The organism is Micromonospora sp. NBC_01740 (genome assembly GCF_035920365.1).
GTDB lineage: Bacteria > Actinomycetota > Actinomycetes > Mycobacteriales > Micromonosporaceae > Micromonospora > Micromonospora reichwaldensis.
This window is the reverse complement of record NZ_CP109150.1, coordinates 4,488,118-4,505,568: the sequence shown is the minus strand read 5'-3', so window position 1 is coordinate 4,505,568 and position 17,451 is coordinate 4,488,118. Positions and strand designations below refer to the sequence as shown.

Here is a 17,451-nt window from a genome sequence, read left to right as displayed (position 1 = left end):
GGAGTACGCCGCACCGGTGGCTGTTCGTGGAGCCGTTCGGTCTGCGGCCGGGCCGGCACCGACGTTCGTCGGTGTGGCGACGTTCGGCGGAGCCCGGATGGGATGGTTGCCACTCCAAGACAGCCGAAAGGGTGAACTGCCGCCGTCCGTACAGCCTGCCACGGCTGACCTGGCGACGCCCAGCGGAGAGGTGAATTGTTTTCTCCATCCTCCCCGATGGAGTGACCTGATCTGCATTTGCGCTGGTAAATGGCGTGTATTCGGGTGACTACGGAATGGGGCGACCGGGACGCCCCGTCCCGGCCGGCTGGGTTCGACTCGCGCGATCCGGCGGGCGGGACGGGCCGAGGTGTCACCGGCGACACCGACGCCGATGGCCCGGGCCGCAGGAGCGGCTCGGGCCATCGGCGGTTCGGATCCTGTCGAGCTAGTCCATGGCGCGGCGCATGAAGCCACGCATGCCGATCATCGAGAACACCACGAAGACCCCGGCGAGGACGCACATGCACAGCCAGAGCGGCAGCGACTCGACCCCCGGCGGACCGACGAGCGACCGGGTCCCCTCGCTGATGTAGGTGAGCGGGTTCAGCGAGCAGATCACCTGGTACCAGCGCAGCGAGTCCAGGCCGAGCAGCGGGAACTGGGTCGCGCCGGTGAACATGATCGGGGTCATCACCACGGTGAACATGATCTGGATGTGCTGCGTCGGCACCAGCGTGCCGAAGGCGAGGCCGACCGCCGCGCCGACCAGCGCGCCGATCGCCAACACCCCGATCACCTTGAGCACGACAGCCCAGGGCCAGGTGACACCGAGCATGAGCATGCCGACCGGGATCAGCACCACGCCGGCGATCAGGCCGCGGATGCCGCCGAAGACGATCTTCTCCAGGGCCACCAGCGGGATCGCCATGGGCGACAGGAGGCGGTCCTCGATCTCCCGGGTGAAGGAGAAGTCCATCATCATCGGCAGCGCGGTGTTCTCCAGCCCGATCAGGAAGGCGTTCAGCGCGATGACGCCGGGCAGCAGCACGTTGGAGAAGTCGTCGCTGGCGTAGCCCAGGTCGCTGAGCACCTTGCCGAAGATCAGCAGCATGAACAGCGGCTGGATGAAGACCTGGAGCAGGAAGCCGACCAGCTCCCGGCCGGTGACGAACAGGTCCCGCGAGAGCACCGCGCGGAACGTGGCGAACTGGTCCAGCGCGCTCACCGGCGGCGGCGCCGCGGCCGTCGAGGGCGCGGACGGGGGGGCGGGGGCGGCGACGCTCACCGAAGTTCCCTTCCGGTCAGGTGGATGAAGACATCTTCCAGGCTGGGCTGGCCGATGTTCAGGTCACGAACCTCGCAGCCCAGGTCGGCGAGGATCTTCATCGCCATCGGGATGGCGTTGGCCGGCTGGCCGCTGGTGTAGACCCGGAAGGAGAGCGGGGCGTCCGGGTCGACGGGCGCGTCGGGGGCCGGCGCGGGCACCGGCATCGCCGGCATGCCGGGGAACGCCGGCGCGGCGACGGGCGCCGGGGCGGCCACCTTGAAGTGTTCCACCTGCTCCACGTCCGGGATCGCGTCGAGCGCGGCCCGCACCTCCTCGGCGGGGGCGCCGGGGGTCACCACGAGGGTCAGGGTGCTGCTGCCCGGCAGCGTACGGGTCAGCGCGGACGGGGTGTCCATGGTGAGCAGCTTGCCGTGGTCGACGATGCCGACGCGGTCGCAGAGCTTCTCCGCCTCGTCCATGTCGTGCGTGGTGACCACCACGGTCACTCCGGCCCGCTTCAGCTCGGCGATCCGGTCGTGCACGAAGAGCCGGGACTGCGGGTCGAGGCCCGCGGACGGCTCGTCGAGGAAGAGCACCCGGGGCGAGTGCATCAGCGCGCGGGCGATCATCGTGCGCTGGGCGAGGCCGCCGGACAGAAAGTCGGTACGGTGGTTCGCGAAGTCCTTGAGCCCCATCTGGTCCAGCAGCTCGTCCGCCCGCCGGATGCGCTCCGCCCGGGGCACGCGGTGGTACGCCGCGTGGAACAGCAGGTTCTGCCGGACGGTCAGCGCCCGGTCCAGGTTCACCCGCTGCGGTACGACCGCCAGCAACTGCCGCGCGACAGCGGGCGCGCCGATCACGTCCGCGCCACACACCCGGGCCCGGCCCGAGGTGGCCCGCACCCGAGTGGTCAGCACCCCGATCGTCGTCGTCTTGCCCGCCCCGTTCGGCCCGAGCAGGCCGAAGACCTCACCGGCGGCGACGGAGAAACTCAGCCCGTCCACCGCCGGTGGCATGTTGGGCTGGTACCGCTTGACCAGCTCCGTGACCACCACTGCCTCGTCCACGTCGTCATGCTCCGTCCTGCAACGTCGGTTCGATAGATGTGTGTGCGCCGATAGGGGGCGCTAGGGGCACGCCAGGGGCGGGAACGGTCACAGGCCCCGCGCGGCCAGCCACCGCTGGAGCGTGCCGGCGAGTTCCGGCCCCCGGTCGGCGACCATGCTGAAGTGGTCACCGGCCGCGTCCGCCACCTCGTGCGGGTAGGGCCAGCGGGACCGCCAGCCGCCCTCCTCGCCCGTCCACTCCCCCAACGGCTCGCTGGCCCGGACCAGCAGGGTCGGCGCCGCCATCTCGGACGGCTGCCAGTCCAGGAACAGGGGCAGGTAGCCGGCCCACGCGGTCGTCCGCCAGTCGTCCATCGGCGTGTACGCGGTCTCCCGGTCGATCATCCCGTCGAGCAGCTGCGGCACCCACCCGCCGAGCACCTCGCTGTTCGCCGGGTAGGTGTCCATCAGCACCACCGCGTCCGGCGAGCGGCCCTGGCGTTCCAGCTCGCCGGCGAGCAGGTTGGCCACCATCGCGCCACCCGAGTGACCGGCCAGCACGAACGGGCCGGCGCCGACGGCGCGCAGCACCGTGTCGGCGTGCACCCGCAGCAGGGCGTCGAGGTCGGCGGGCAGCTCCTCGCCCACGCCGAACCCGGGGTTGGGCAGGGCCCAGACGTTGCGCACCCCCCGGAAGCCGGCGGCGAGCCGGGCGTACTCGTGTGCGCCGGAGAGCAGGGACATGGTGCAGCAGCACACCAGCTGCGCCGCGGCGCTGCCCTCGGCCAGCCGCAGGATGCCGGCCGGGCGGGTGAGCTGCGCCGGCTCGCTGAAGCTGGGCCGGAACTGCGCGAGCTTGACCAGGAGCTCGGCGTACCCGGCGGGATCCTCGCGCGCCTTCGGCTGGTTGAACAGCCCGCCGAGCAGTCCGCCGCCGGAACTCTCCGCAGCGGGTCCCCCGGCGTCGTCCGCGCCGTCCCCGGCCGCGTCCGCGCCGCCGAGCTGACCGAGCAGGTGGCGGGCGAGCGCCGTAGGGGTCGGATGGTCGAAGAGCAGGGTGGCCGACAGCTCCGCCCCGGTCTCCTGGCACAGCGCGTCGCGCAGCTCCAGTGCGGTCAGCGAGTCGAAGCCGAGCTCCAGGAAGTCCCGGTCGGCCTCGACCGCCCCGGGCGAAGCGTGCCCGAGCACCGTGGCCACGCGCGCGCGGACCAGATCCAGCAGGATCCCGTGCCGATCGCCGGCCGGGGTGCCGGCCAGCCGGTCCCGGAAGGCCCGGGCCGGATCGGTCACCTCGCCACCGGGGCCGGCGTCCCGGTCCGCGGCTGCCGCCGCCTCGGGCACGCCGCGCAGCAGCGGTGCGGGCCGTACGGCGGTGAAGGCCGGCACGAACGCCGGCCAGTCGAGGTCGGCGACCGCGAGCTGGTCGTCGCCGCGGCCCACGGCCTGCTGCAACGCGGACACGGCCAGTTCGGCGGGGAGCGGACGGACCCCCCGGCGGCGCAGCTGTGCCGGGTCGGTGACCTCGTCGGCCCAGGGCACCCACGCGACGACGGTGGCCGGGCGGCCGGCGGCGCGCCGGCCGGCGGCCAGCGCCTCCAGCCCGGCGCCGGCGGCGGCGGCGACTGCCGCTCCCCCGCTGCCCCAGACGGCGGCCGTGGAGGTGAAGACCACGAACTCGTCGATCGGCCGGCCGGCGCAGGCCCGGTCGAGCAGCTCCACCCCGGCGGTACGGGCGGCCACGGCGTCGGCCAGGTCGCGCGGGTCCAGCGCCGCGACCGGTTCGCCGGCCCCGTCGGAGTCGGCGACGTGCAGGACGGTGCGGACCACGGTCCCGGCGTCGGCCAGCCGGTCCAGCGCCTCGGGCAGCCCGTCGAGATCGTCGACGACGGTGACCGCGACGTCCCGGCCGATCGTCCCGGCGGGCGCCCCGGGACCGGCGAGGACGAGATGGGTGGCGCCACGGTCGGCGAGCCACCGCAGCAGGTGCGGGGTGCGCACCGCCGCGGCCCCGTGCACCAGGACCGCACCCCGGGGCCGCCAGTCCGCGTCGGCGGCGGTGCCGGCCGGGGCGCGCGACAGCCGCCGCGCGTACACCCCGCCGGAACGCACCGCCAGCTGGTCCTCGTCGCCGCCGGCCGCGACGAGCCGGGCGAGCGCGGCGAGCGCGGCGTCGTCCGGCTCCGCGGGCAGGTCGACCAGCCCGCCCCAGAGGCGCGGCTGTTCCAACGCCAGCACCCGACCCAGGCCCCAGAGGTACGCGCCGGCGACGCCGGGCGCGGCATCGTCGGCGTCGACGGCCACCGCGCCCCGGGTCACGGTCCACACCGGCGCGCTGCCCCCGGCGCCGGCGAGGGCCCGGACGAGCGCGGCCGTCCCGGCCAGCGCGACCGTCCCCGTGGCCCCCGCCGCCAGCAGCGAGACCACGACCGACGGGATGCCCCCGGTGTGCTCGACGGCCCGGGCGATCTCGTCCGGGTCGTCGCCCACGGTCACGAGCACCGGGTCCAGTCCCTCGGCGCGCAGTGCGGCCAGCACGCCCGTGGCGTCGGTCCGCGTCCCGGCCACCACCAGGCATCCGCCGGTCGTCGCGGTGCCGGAGGGCGCGGCGACGCGGACCCAGTCGGCGCGGTACCGCAGGCCGTCCAGGGCGGAGCCGCGGCGCCGCCGGTCCCGGTACGACGCCAGGGCGGGCAGCAGTTCGGCGAGCGCCTCCTGCCGGTCGGCGTCCAGGCCGAGCGCGGCGGCCAGCGCGGCCGGCCGGTCCTGGGTCACGGCGGCCCAGAACTCCTCGTCGTCGCTCGGCGCGGCGGGCTGACGGAGGTCGACGGCGGGCGGATCCGGCCAGTACCGCTCGTGGTGGAAGGCGTAGGTGGGCAGCTCGACGCGCATGGCGTCGCTGCCGGCGAAGAGGGCCGGCCAGTCCACCCCGGCGCCGCGCAGGTCGACGGCGGCGAGCGCGGCGAGCAGGCTGGCCGGCTCGGGCTGGTCCCGGCGGCCGAGCGGCACGAAGGCCGCCGGCTCGACGTCGGGCAGGCACTCGCGGGCCAGCGCGGTCAGGGCGCCGTCGGGGCCGAGCTCCAGGAAGGTCCCCACGCCGGCGGCGGCCAGGGTGGCGACGCCCTCGTGGAAGCGGACGGTGTCCCGGACGTGGTCGACCCAGTAGCCCGGGTCGGTGGCCTGGGCGGCGGTGAGCGGCTCGCCGGTGCGGTCGGAGACGACCGGCAGCGTCGGCGGATGCCAGGTGACCTTCTCCGCGACGACCCGGAAGTCGGCCAGCATGCCGTCCATCCGGGCCGAGTGGAAGGCGTGGCTGACCCGCAGCCGGCGGGACCGTCGGCCCTCGGCGGCCAGCCGCGCACCGGCTGCGAGCACGGCCTCCTCGTCGCCGGAGAGCACCACCGACCGGGGGCCGTTCACGGCGGCCAGCGACACCCGCTCGTCGAGCAGCGGCGTCACGTCGGCCTCCGACGCCCGCACCGCCAGCATCGCCCCGCCGGGCGGCAGCTGCTGCATCAGCCGACCCCGGGCGACCACCAGGGCCGCGGCGTCGACCAGCGACAGCACGCCGGCGACGTGCGCCGCGGCCAGCTCGCCGACCGAGTGGCCGAGCAGGTGCTGCGGGCGCAGCCCCCACGCCGTGACCAGCCGGTAGGCGGCGACCTCGTAGGCGAACAGTGCCGGCTGGGTGAACTCGGTACGGTCCAGCAGCGCCGCCTCGGGCGAGTCGGGATCGGCGAAGACCACCTCCCGCAGCGGCCGGCTCAGGTGCCGGTCCAGTTCCCCAGCGACCTCGTCGAAGGCGGCGGCGAACACCGGGAACCGGCGGCACAGCTCGGCGCCCATGCCCAGGCGCTGGGCGCCCTGGCCGGTGAAGAGGAAGGCGACCTTGCCGGCCGGGCGGGCCACGCCGCGTACCACGCCGGACGTGTTGCGCTCCTCGGCGACCGCGCGCAGGCCGGCCAGCAGCGCGTCGCGGTCCTCGCCGATCACCGCTGCCCGGTGCGGCAGGGCCGCGCGGGTGGTGACCAGCGAGTACGCCACGTCGGCCGGGGCCAGGTCGGGGTGGTCGGCCAGGTGGTCCAGCAGCCGCCGGGCCTGCCCGGCCAGGGCCGGCGCGGAGCGGGCGGAGACGATCCAGGGGGTCGGCGGGGCGGGCGTACCGGCCGGCCGGGTGTCGTCGGTGTCCGCTTCGGCGGCCTGCTCGATGATGACGTGCGCGTTGGTGCCGCTGATCCCGAACGCGGAGACCCCGGCCCGGCGCGGCTGCCCGGTCTCCGGCCAGGGCTCCGCCCCGGTCAGCAGGGACACCGCCCCCGCCGACCAGTCGACGTGCGGGGTGGGCTCGTCCACGTGCAGGGTGGGCGGCAGCACCCCGTGCCGCATCGCCAGGACCATCTTCATCACCCCGGCCACACCGGCGGCGGCCTGGGTGTGCCCGATGTTCGACTTCACCGACCCCAGCCACAACGGCCGGTCGGCGCGGCGGTCCTTCCCGTACGTGGCCAGCAACGCCTGCGCCTCGATGGGGTCGCCGAGCGTCGTGCCGGTGCCGTGCGCCTCGACGACGTCCACCTGGTCGGCGGTCAGCCCCGCGTTGGTCAGGGCCTGCCGGATCACCCGCCGCTGGGACGGGCCGTTCGGGGCGGTCAGCCCGCTGCTCGCCCCGTCCTGGTTGACCGCGCTGCCGCGCACCACGGCGAGGACCGGGTGGCCGTTGCGGCGGGCGTCGGAGAGCCGCTCGACCAGCAGCATGCCGGCCCCCTCGGACCAGCCGGTGCCGTCGGCGGCGGCGGCGAACGACTTGCACCGGCCGTCGGTGGACAGGCCGCGCTGGCGGGAGAACTCCACGAAGACGGTCGGGGTGGCCATCACCGACACGCCGCCGACCAGCGCCATGGTGCACTCGCCCAGCCGCAGCGCCTGGCAGGCGAGGTGCAGCGCGACCAGGGACGAACTGCAGGCGGTGTCCACGGTGACCGCCGGCCCCTCCAGTCCCAGGGCGTACGAGATCCGGCCGCTGGCCACGGCGGCGGCGCTACCGGTGCCGAGGTAGCCCTCGACGCCGCCGCTGACCCCGGTGAGCAGCGCGGCGTAGTCGCCCTGGCTGCTGGTCGCCGCGTACACGCCGGTGGGTGCGCCGCGCAGCGTGGTCGGGTCGATGCCGGCCCGCTCGAACGCCTCCCAGGCGGTCTCCAGCAGCAGCCGCTGCTGCGGGTCCATCGCGAGGGCCTCGCGGGGACTGATGCCGAAGAAGGCGGGGTCGAAGTTCCCGGCGGAGTAGAGGAACCCGCCCTCCCGCACGTACGACGTGCCCCGGCTGTCCGGGTCGGGATCGGGGTCGTAGAGCGCCCCCAGGTCCCAGCCCCGGTCGTCGGGGAACGCCGACATCGCGTCGGTGCCGTCGGCCACCAGGTCCCACAACTGCTCCGGCGACCCGACGCCGCCGGGGAACCGGCAGCTCATGCCGATGATCGCCACCGGCTCGCTGAGCGCGGCGGTGAGCTGCTGGTTCTGCTGCTTGAGCTTCTGGTTGTCGAGCAGGGACGCGCGCAGCGCGCCGACGACCTCGTCCAGTGAAACACTCATCGGGGGCTCCTCAGGGCCGGCCGGGTCACGAGTCGGAGCCTTCCAGGGCCATCCGGACCAGGCCCGCGACGTCGAGTTCGTGGATCTGCGCCTCGGGCGCGGCCGGGGCGGCGGGCGCCACGGCCGGCGGAGCGGCGCTCGTGCGGGCCAGCTGGAGCAGCTGGTCGAGCAGACCCGTCCGCCGCAGCTCGTCCAGCGGGATCGCGGCGAGGGCCCGGCGGACCGACTCCTCGTCGCCGTCGTCGCCGAACTCCCCGTCGCCGTCGGCGAAGAGCTCCTCGTACAGGTGGTCGGCCAGGCCGGCCGGCGTCGGGTAGTCGAAGACGACCGTGGTGGGCAGGTCGTGCCCGGTGGCCGCGGTGAGCAGGTTGCGCAGCTCCACGGCGGTGAGCGAGTCGAAGCCGAGGTCCAGGAAGCCCCGGTCCGTCTCGATCACGTCGCCGGAGGAGTGGCCGAGCACCTTCGCCGCGTCGACGCGCACCATCTCCAGCAGCGCGGCCCGCCGCTCGTCGCCGGGCAGCGCCCGCAACTCGGCGAGCAGGTCCCGGGCGACGGGCGCGGAGGCGTCCGGCGCGTCGGCGGGGGTGACGGCCAGCTCGCGTACGGCCGGCAGGTCGGCCAGCAGCGGGCTGGGCCGCAGCGAGGTGAACAGCGGCGCGAAGGTGGCCCACTCGACGTCGGCGACGGTGACGCAGGTGTCGCCGACGGCCAGGGCGTGCCGCAGCCCGGCCATCGCCACGCCCGGCGGCATCACCCGCAGGCCGCGGCGGCGCAGCTGCTCCGCCGCGCCCTCGGTGTACATGCCGGACTCGGTCCACGGTCCCCAGGCGACGGAGGTGGCCGCCAGGCCCCGGCCCCGGCGCCGCTCGGCGAGCGCGTCCAGGTAGGCGTTGCCGGCCGCGTACGCGCCCTGCCCGCCGCTGCCCCACACCGCCGAGATGGACGAGAAGAGCACGAACGCGTCCAGGTCGACGCCGTCGAGCAGCTCGTCGAGGTGCTCGGCGCCGGACAGCTTCGGGGCGATGACGTACGCCAGGTCCTCCAGGGTGGTGTCGGCCAGCGGCACCACCTCGCTGACCCCCGCGGCGTGCACCACCGCGCGCAGCGGCGGGCCCTCCCGCCCGAGGTCGGCCAGGAGCTCGGCCACCGCGTTCCGGTCGGCGGCGTCGCAGCGGGCGACCCGGCAGTCCACCCCGAGGCCGGTCAGCTCGGCGAGCAGCTCGGCGGCGCCGGGGGTGTCGGTGCCGCGCCGGCTGGTCAGCACCACCCGTTCCGCGCCGGCGCCGGCCACCCAGCGGGCCACGTGCCCGCCGAGCGCGCCGGTGCCGCCGGTGATCAGCACCGTGCCCCGGGGCTGCCACGGCGCGGGCTCCCCGTCGGTGACGGCCGGGACGAGCCGCCGCACCAGCACCCCGGACTCGCGGACGGCGAGCTGGTCCTCCACGCCGCCGCCGGTGAGGATGCCGCCGAGCCGCATCGCCGTCCAGGGCTCGAGGTCGGTGGGCAGGTCGACCAGACCGGCCCAGCGGACGGGCTGTTCCAGCGCGGCCACCCGGCCCAGGCCCCACAGCATCGCCTGCCGCGGGTTGGCCGGTACGTCGCCGTCGCCGACCCCGACGGCGCCCTGGGTGACGGACCAGAGCCGGGCCGGGGCGTCGAGGTCGACGAGCTGCTGGAGCAGGTGCACGGTCGCGGCGAGGCCACGCGGCAGCGCCGGGTGCTCGGCGTGCGGGGCGTCGTCCAGGCCGAGGAAGGAGAGGATCGACAGCGGCCCCCCGTCCTCGCCGAGTGCCTCGGTGAGCACGTCGGCGAATCCGCCGCACAGCTCGTCGGGGTCCGCGCCGGTGTCCACGGGCACGATGGTCACGTCGGTGCCCAGGGCCCAGGTGCAGGAGTTCAGGTCGGGGTCGTCGGCCCGGTCGGCGGGCAGCAGCACCAGCCAGCGGCCGGGATCCTGCTCCTCCGGGGTCTCCTCGATGGGCTCCCAGACGACCCGGTACCGGCTGCCATCGACCAGGGACCGTTCCCGGCCGCGCCGCCGCCACGCGGAGAGCGCGGGCAGCACCGTCCCGAACGGCTGGTCGCGGTCCACGTCCAGGTCGCGGGCCAGCGACTCGAGGTCCTCGGCCTCGACGGCCGCCCAGAAGCGGCGCTCGACGTCGGTGCGGTCGTCCTCGGCCGCCAGGCTGGCCCACGGCGGCGGCTCCGGCCAGTAGCGCTGCCGGTCGAACGTGTAGGTGGGCAGGTCGACCCGCTGCGCGCCGGTGCCCGCGTAGAGGGCGAACCAGTCCGGGGAGACGCCGTGGGTGTGCAGCGCGGCGACCGCCCGCAGCAGGGTGGTCGGCTCGGAGCGGTCCCGGCGCAGGGCGGGTACGACCAGCGGGGCCCGGCCGCCGCTCGGGGCGTCCTCGGCCAGGACGGCCTGGGCGAGGGCGGTGAGCACCCCGTCCGGGCCGATCTCGACGTAGCCGGTGACGTTGCGCTCCCGCAGCGCCGCGACGGCGTCGGCGAAGCGCACGGCGTCGCGGGCGTGCCGCACCCAGTACTCCGGCGTGCCGATCTCCGCCGCGTCGACCGGCGCGCCGGTGACGGTGGAGATCATCGGAATGGTCGGGTCCTGGTACCGCAGCCGTCCGGCGACGGCGGCGAGGTCGTCGAGCACCGGTTCCATCAGCGGGCTGTGGAACGCGTGGCTGACCGTCAGCCGCCGGATCCGGACGCCCCGCGCGGTCCACTCGGCGGCCAGTTCCTCGACGGCGTCGCCGGCCCCGGACACCACGACGGCGGCGGGACCGTTGACGGCGGCGACGGAGACCCGGTCGGCGCGGTCGCCGAGCCCGGCGGTCACCTCGGCCTCGGTGGCGGCGATGGCGAGCATCGCCCCGCCGGCCGGCAGCGCCTGCATCAGCCGGCCCCGGGCGGCGACCAGCTCGGCGGCGTCGGCCAGGGAGAGCACCCCGGCGGCGTGGGCCGCGGCGAACTCGCCGATGGAGTGCCCGGCGACCGAGTCGGGGCGCACCCCCCACGCCTCGAACAGCCGGAACAGCGCCACCTCCACGGCGAAGAGCGCCGGCTGGGTGAACTCGGTCCGGTCCAGCGCCTCGGCCTCGGGGGTGTCCGGCTCGGCGAAGAGCAGCGGCTTCAGCGGGCGGGGCAGGTGCGGGTCGAGTGCGCCGCAGGCCTCGTCGAGCGCGGCGGCGAAGACCGGGAACGCCTCGGCCAGCTCGCGACCCATCCCGGCCCGCTGCGCCCCCTGCCCGGAGAACAGGTACGCCACCTTCGGCCGGGACGCGGCCACGCCGGTGACCACCAGCGGCGAGTCCTCACCGGCGCCGAGGGCGCGCAGCCCGGCGCCCAGCGCGATCCGGTCGGTGGCCAGCACGACGGCCCGGTGCTCCAGGGTGGCCCGGGAGACCGCCGACGACCAGCCCACGTCGACCGTCCGGGGGGCCTCCAGCCCGGTGAGCTGCTCGGCCCAGCGGTCCGCCTGGGCGGCCAGCGCGACCGCCGTACGTCCCGACAGCAGCACCGGCACCACCGGCAGCCCGGCCGGATCCCCCGTCGGCGGCTCGACGACGGCTGGCTCCGGGGCCTGCTCCAGGATGGTGTGCGCGTTGGTGCCGCTGATGCCGAACGAGGAGACGGCCGCGCGGCGCGGGTGGTCGGTGACCGGCCACGGGCGGCCCTCGCCGAGCAGCTCGACCGCGCCGACGGACCAGTCCACCTGGTCGGTCGGCTCGTCGACGTGCAGGGTCTGCGGCAGGTAGCCGTGCCGCAGCGCCAGCACCATCTTGATGATCCCGGCGACGCCGGCGGCGGCCTGCGTGTGCCCGATGTTGGACTTGATCGAGCCGAGCCAGAGCGGCTGGTCGGCGGGCCGCTGGCCGTACGTGGCGAGCAGGGCCTGCGCCTCGATGGGGTCGCCGAGCTTGGTGCCGGTGCCGTGCGCCTCGACGGCGTCCACGTCGGCCGGGGTGAGGCCGGCGTTGGCGAGCGCCTGCCGGATCACCCGCTGCTGCGACGGCCCGTTCGGAGCGGTCAGGCCGTTGGAGGCGCCGTCCTGGTTGACGGCGCTGCCCTTGATCACGGCGAGCACGGGGTGGCCGTTGCGGCGGGCGTCGGAGAGCCGCTCGACGAGCAGCAGGCCGAGGCCCTCGCCCCAGCTGGTGCCGTCGGCGGCGGAGGCGAACGCCTTGACCCGGCTGTCCGGGGCGAGCCCCCGCTGCCGGCTGAAGCCGACGAACACCCCGGGGGTGGACATGACGGTGACGCCGCCGACGAGGGCGAGGGAGCACTCCGAGCGGCGCAGCGCCTGGCAGGCCCAGTGCAGCGCGACCAGCGACGACGAGCAGGCGGTGTCGACCGAGACGGCGGGCCCCTCCAGTCCGAGGGTGTACGACACCCGGCCGGAGAGCACGCTGCCGGCGTTGCCGGTCATCAGGTGCCCCTCGGCGCCCTCGGCGCTGAACATCAGGTTCCGGTAGTCCTGGTAGTTGGTGCCGACGAAGACGCCGGTGGGGCTGCCGCGCAGCGCGTGCGGGTCGATCCCCGCCCGCTCGATCGCCTCCCAGGACGCCTCCAGCAGGAGCCGCTGCTGCGGGTCCATGGCCAGGGCCTCGCGGGGGCTGATGCCGAAGAAGCCGGCGTCGAAGTCGGCGGCCCCGGTGACGAATCCGCCCTCGCGGGCGTAGCTGGTGCCCTCCTTCTCCGGGTCGGAGTCGAAGAGCCGGTCGAGGTCCCAGCCCCGGTCGGTGGGGAACTCGCCGATCGCGTCGCCGCCGCCGGCGAGGAGCTGCCACAGCTGCTCCGGGGTGTCCGCCCCGCCGGGCAGGCGGCAGCTCATCGCCACGATGGCGATCGGCTCGTCGTCGTCGGCCGGCGCGGCCGGGGCGGGGGTGGCCACGTCCGGGGTGGCCCCGGTGAGCAGTTCGTCGAGGTGCGCGGCGAGCGCCGTCGGGTTCGGGTAGTCGAAGGCGAGCGTCGCGGGCAGCCGCAGGTCGGTGGCGGTGGCCAGGAAGTTGCGCATGTCCACGGCGGTCAGCGAGTCCAGGCCGAGGTCGCGGAAGGGCAGGGTGGCCGGGATGTCGTCGGCCGCGCCGTAGCCGAGCGCGGTCGCCGCGCACTGGCGGACCAGCTCCAGCAGCGTCGCGGCGCGCTCCGCCGCGGCGAGCCCGGCGAGCCGCCGCGCCAGGGCCGACGGTACGTCCGTCGCCTCCTCGGCGGCCTCCTGCGGGTCCGGCCGCGTCGCCTCGCGCACCTCGGCGAGGTCGCCGATCAGCGGGCTGGGCCGGACCAGGGTGAACGCGGGGGCGAACCGGGCCCAGTCGATGTCGGCGATCAGGGTCGTGGCCTCGCCGCGCCGCAGCGCCCGGGCGAGGGCCTCGACGGCCAGGTCCGGGTCCATGCCGAGCATGCCGCCCCGGCGCAGTCGCTGCTGGGCGCGTTCGTTGTCGGCGGGCAGGCCGGCCCCGCTCCACGCGCCCCAGGCCACCGAGAGTGCGGGCAGGCCCTCGGCCCGGCGCCGCTCGGCGAGGGCGTCGAGGAACGCGTTCGCCGCCCCGTACGCGCCCTGCCCGGCGTTGCCGGTGGTGCCGGCGACCGAGGAGAAGAGCACGAAGGCGTCCAGGTCGAGGTCCCGGGTCAGCTCGTCCAGGTGGACGGCAGCGGCGCACTTGGGCGCGGCGACGGTGTGCAGGCGCTGCGGGGTGACGGTGTCGACGATCCCGTCGTCGAGGACGGCGGCGGTGTGCAGCACGGCGGTCACCGGGGCGTCGGCGGGTACGGCGGCAAGCAGGTCGGCCACCTGCGCCCGGTCGGCGACGTCGCAGCGGGCCACGGTGACCCGTACGCCGAGGTCGGTCAGCTCCGCCTCCAGCTCGGCGGCGCCCGGGGCGTCCGGGCCGCGCCGGCTGGCCAGCAGGACGTGCGCGGCGCCGGTGCGGGCCGCCCAGCGGGCCAGGTGCCCGCCCAGCCCGCCGGTGCCGCCGGTGATCAGCACGGTGCCGCGCATCCGCCAGGTGTCGTCGACGGCGTCGCCGGACGCGGTCGGCTCGGGTTCGGTGAGCCGGGTGAGCCGGCGGACGAAGACCCCGGACCCGCGCACGGCGAGCTGGTCCTCGTCGCCGCCGAACTGCTCCGCGCCGTCGTCGTCGCCGAACTGGTCGGCGCCACCGCCGAACTGGTCCTCGCCGTTGGCGCCGAGCGCCGCGCAGAGCAGGGCGCCGGCCTGCGCGTCGAGGGTGTGCGGCAGGTCGAGCAGGCCGCCCCAGCGGGCGGGGTGTTCGAGGGCGACCGCGCGGCCGAGCCCCCAGACGGCGGCGGCGACGGGGCTCGGCGCCGGGTCGTCGGCGCTGACCGCGACGGCTCCCCGGGTCGCGCACCACAGCGGCGCCTCGACGCCGAGCGCCCCGAGCGCCTGCACCAGCAGGGCGGTGCCCGAGACGGCCAGCGAGGTCGCCGGGTGCTCCGGGTGCGCCCGCTCGTCCAGGCCCAGCAGGGAGAGCACGGCGACGGGTCCGTCCGGGCCGGCGAGCGCGGCGCGCAGCGGTTCGGCCAGCGCCGCCGGGTCGTCGGTGGCGTCCAGTTCCACGGGTACGACGTCCGCGCCGAAGTTGCCGAGCGCCGACAGCACGTCGGCGACCAGGGGGTCCCCGGCCAGCGCCGCGGGCACCGGGACGAGCCAGGTGCCGGCGAGCCAGGTCAGCGGCAGGTCGGGCACGGCCTGCCAGGTGACCCGGTAGCGCCACCGGTCGAGGTCCGGCTCGCCGTCGGGCGCGGCGAGGAAGGCCGGCGGGGCGGGCCAGTACCGGTGGTGGTCGAAGGCGTACGTGGGCAGGTCGACGGTGGGCGCGGCGGGCAGGACCTTCGTCAGGTCGACGGGCAGGCCGATGGCGTGCGCCGCGGCGAGGTTGGTCAGCAGCCGGGTCGCGTCGTCGTCGTCGCGACGCAGGCTGCCCAGGGTGTTACCGGTGACGCCGGTGTCGTCGAGGATCGCCGTGACCGGCATCGTCAGCACGGGGTGCGGGCTGATCTCCACGAACGTGGTGTGCCCGGCGGCGACGGCCACCCGCACCGCCGTGTCGAAGAGCACCGTCCGACGCAGGTTGTCGTACCAGTAGTCCGCGCCCATGGAGATCGGGTCGGCCCAGTCCCCGGTGAGCGTGGAGACCAGGCGGGTGTGGCCGACCTGCGGCGTCACGTCGGCCAGGTCGGCGCGCAGCTGCTCGGCGACCTCCTGCACGGCGGGCGAGTGCGACGCGTAGTCCACGGGGATCAACCGGGCCCGGACCCCCTGGGCCTGGCACGCCTGCACCAGGTCGGCGACGTGCTGCGGCGGGCCGGAGACCACGACGGTGGACGGTCCGTTGACCGCCGCCACCCCGACGCCGGGGAAGGCCGGCAGTCGCTCGGCGACCGCGTCGGCCGACAGGTCCACCGACGCCATCGTCCCGGTGCCGCGCAGCACAGTCAGGGCGCGGGAGCGCAGCGCCACCGCCTTCGCGGCGTCCTCCAGGCTGAGGATGCCGGCCACGCACGCCGCGCCGATCTCGCCCTGCGAGTGACCGATGACCGCGGCCGGGGTCACCCCCGCGTGCTGCCACACCGCGGCGAGGGCCATTCCCACGGCCCACAGCACCGGCTGCACGACCTCGACCCGCTCCAGCCACGACTCGTCGTCGCCGGTCAGCACCGACACCACGTCGACGGCGAGGTACGGGTCGAGGGCCCGCTGGCACTCGGCCAGCTTCGCGTCGAACACCGGCGTCCGGCCGACCAGACCGGCGGCCATCCGCGCCGACTGCGCGCCCTGACCGGGAAAGACGAAGACGGGGCCCGCGCCGGGGCCCGACGCCACACCGTTGACCACGTTCCCGGCGGGCAGGCCGGCCGCGACCGCGTCCAGCCCCGCCAGCAGCTCGTCGGCGGTCGAGCCGACCACGGCGGCGCGGTGGTCGAACGTCGAGCGGGTGGCCGCCAGGGACCAGCCCACCGCGGCCGGCTCCAGCCCGTCGCGCTGTCGCAGGTGCGACGCGAGCCGGGCGGCCTGCCCGGCCAGGGCGGCCTTCGACCGGGCCGACACCGGCCAGAGGAGCGCGTCGGCCGCGACCAGCCCGGGGGCGGAGTCGGAGCGGTGCTCCTCGGCCGACTCGTCCGGCTGCTCGATGATCACGTGCGCGTTGGTGCCGGAGATGCCGAACGAGGAGACGGCGCCCCGCCGCGCCCGGCCCGTCTCGGGCCACGGCCGGGCCTCGGTGGCCAGTTCCACCGCGCCGGCCGTCCAGTCGATGTGCGGGGACGGGGCGTCGACGTGCAGCGTCGCCGGGACGACGCCGTGCCGGATGGCGAGCACCAGCTTGATCACCCCGGCCACGCCGGCGGCGGCCTGGGCGTGGCCGATGTTCGACTTCACCGAGCCGAGCAGCAGCGGCGGGGCCTCCCCCCGGTCCTGCCCGTACGTGGCGATGAGCGCCTGCGCCTCGATCGGGTCGCCCAGCTTGGTGCCGGTGCCGTGCGCCTCCACGACGTCGACGTCGGCGGTGGAGAGCCGGGCGGAGGCGAGGGCCTGGCTGATCACCCGCTGCTGCGCCGGCCCGTTCGGGGCGGTCAGCCCGTTCGACGCGCCGTCCTGGTTGACGGCCGTGCCGCGGACCACCGCGAGGACGTGGTGGCCGTTGCGGCGGGCGTCTGACAGCCGCTCGACCAGCAGCCAGCCGACGCCCTCGGAGAACCCGGCGCCGTCGGCGCTGGCGGCGAACGACCTGCACCGCCCGTCGGTGGAGAGGGCGCGCTGCCGGCTGGATCCGATGTAGAGGCCCGGGGTGGCCATCACGGTCACCCCGCCAGCCAGCGCCAGGTCGCACTCCCCCGCCCGCAGCGCCTGCACCGCGAGGTGCAGTGCCACCAGCGACGACGAGCAGGCCGTGTCGATGGAGACGGCCGGCCCTTCGAGCCCGAGGGTGTACGACACCCGGCCCGACGCGACGGCCGCCGCGCCCCCGGTCATCGAGTGCCCCTCGTCGCCGTCGGGCGACATCATGAGCAGGGTGCCGTAGTCCTGTCCGTTGGTGCCGACGAACACCCCGGTCCGGCTGCCGCGCAGCGAGGCCGGGTCGATCCCGGCGGCCTCGACCGCCTCCCAGGACGTCTCCAGCAGCAACCGCTGCTGGGGGTCCATGGTCAGCGCCTCGCGGGGCGAGATGCCGAAGAAGGCGGAGTCGAAGTCCCCGGCCCCGTCGACGAACCCGCCCTCCCGGGCGTACGAGGTGCCCGGGTGGTCGGGGTCGGGGTGGTAGAGGCGCTCCAGGTCCCAGCCCCGGTCGTCGGGGAAGGGCGTGACCGCGTCCCGGCCGTCCCGCAACAGCTCCCACAGGTCGTCGGGGTTGCGCACCCCGCCCGGCAACCGGCAGCTCATCGCCACGATCGCCACCGGCTCCAGTTCCTGGGACTGTGCCTCACTGAGCCGGCGGCGGGTGTCGTGGAGATCAGCCATGACCCGCTTGAGGTAGTCGCGGAGCTTGTCTTCGTTGGCCATCGGAGTGCCGCTTCCTCGAAAGGGACGGGAGAGAGCTG

The 17,451-nt window shown here is 75.8% G+C and carries 3 protein-coding genes and 1 pseudogene; all 4 read right to left on the bottom strand.

Translation table 11 applies throughout. From position 1 onward, the window contains the following. Positions 1-427: 427 nt before the first annotated feature. Positions 428-1,267: an ABC transporter permease gene (locus OG989_RS19980; RefSeq protein WP_151452404.1), complete on the bottom strand. Its 840-nt coding sequence runs from the start codon at positions 1,265-1,267 to the stop codon at positions 428-430. Next, complete coding sequence (locus tag OG989_RS19975) at positions 1,264-2,316, bottom strand: ABC transporter ATP-binding protein (protein ID WP_327028054.1); 1,053 nt, start codon at positions 2,314-2,316, stop codon at positions 1,264-1,266. Before OG989_RS19975 ends, OG989_RS19980 begins: the two co-directional genes overlap by 4 nt. A gap of 87 nt (positions 2,317-2,403) precedes the next feature. Next, positions 2,404-7,881 (bottom strand): annotated as a pseudogene (locus tag OG989_RS19970) (type I polyketide synthase); the annotation flags it as partial. A gap of 25 nt (positions 7,882-7,906) precedes the next feature. After that, positions 7,907-17,413: a type I polyketide synthase gene (locus tag OG989_RS19965; protein WP_327028052.1), complete on the bottom strand. Its 9,507-nt coding sequence runs from the start codon at positions 17,411-17,413 to the stop codon at positions 7,907-7,909. Positions 17,414-17,451: the final 38 nt, after the last annotated feature.

Bases quoted from the DNA above. Each gene is read 5' to 3' on its own strand.
- OG989_RS19965 (WP_327028052.1), bottom strand. From the start codon at position 17,413: ATGGCCAACGAAGACAAGCTCCGCGACTACCTCAAGCGGGTCATGGCT.